Below are 833 nucleotides of genomic sequence, written 5' to 3' on the forward strand. Positions count from 1 at the left end.
GCCGACGGCAAGCCCCAGCTGGGCAAACTGGATGCTTTCACGCGTGGCGCCATTGAAGTGCAGGACGAAGGCTCGCAGCTGTTGGCCCTGCTGGTCGATGCCAAGCGAGGTGAGATGGTGGTCGACTTTTGTGCAGGGGCGGGCGGCAAGACCCTGGCCCTCGGGGCTTCCATGCGCAATACCGGGCGCCTTTACGCGTTTGATACGTCGGGACACCGGCTGGATGCGCTCAAGCCGCGGCTGGCGCGCAGCGGCCTTTCCAATGTTCATCCGGTGGCTATTGCCCATGAGCGTGACGACCGGATCAAGCGCCTGGCCGGCAAGATAGACCGGGTCCTGGTGGACGCCCCGTGCTCGGGCTTGGGCACCTTGCGGCGCAATCCTGACCTCAAATGGCGGCAGACGCCCAAGGCGATTGAAGAGCTCAGGGCCAAGCAAACTGCCATTTTGCAGAGCGCTGCGCGGCTTTTAAAGCCCGGCGGACGCCTAGTTTACGCGACTTGCAGCGTTTTGCGTGAAGAAAACGAAGCCATCGCTGAAGCCTTTAGTGAGGCGAATAAAGAGTTCAACGTCCTTGAAACAGGGCCCTTGTTGACTCATCTGGGGGTGGAACACGCGGAAAAACTCTGCCGCGGACCCTACCTTCGGCTCTGGCCTTACCTGCATCAGACGGACGGGTTTTTCGCAGCAGTATGGCAAAAGTCGTGATATTTTTGGCGACAAAAGACGACAGATAGGCCGAAGTTACATATTCATTCGTGATTTTTCGCACTGTTTTGACCTTGGATCCTGTACTGAAAGTGACTTGGTATTTGTGGGGGATCGCCTTACAA

The 833-nt window shown here is 57.9% G+C and carries 1 protein-coding gene; it reads left to right on the top strand.

All coding sequences use genetic code 11. The features are described from left to right. Positions 1-708: RsmB/NOP family class I SAM-dependent RNA methyltransferase (locus AC1DWI_RS24950; RefSeq protein ID WP_477726155.1), on the top strand; the 708-nt coding region annotated here is incomplete at its 5' end. Positions 709-833 lie beyond the last annotated feature (125 nt).

The sequence above is a fragment of the Polaromonas sp. P3_C2 genome, from assembly GCF_056402675.1.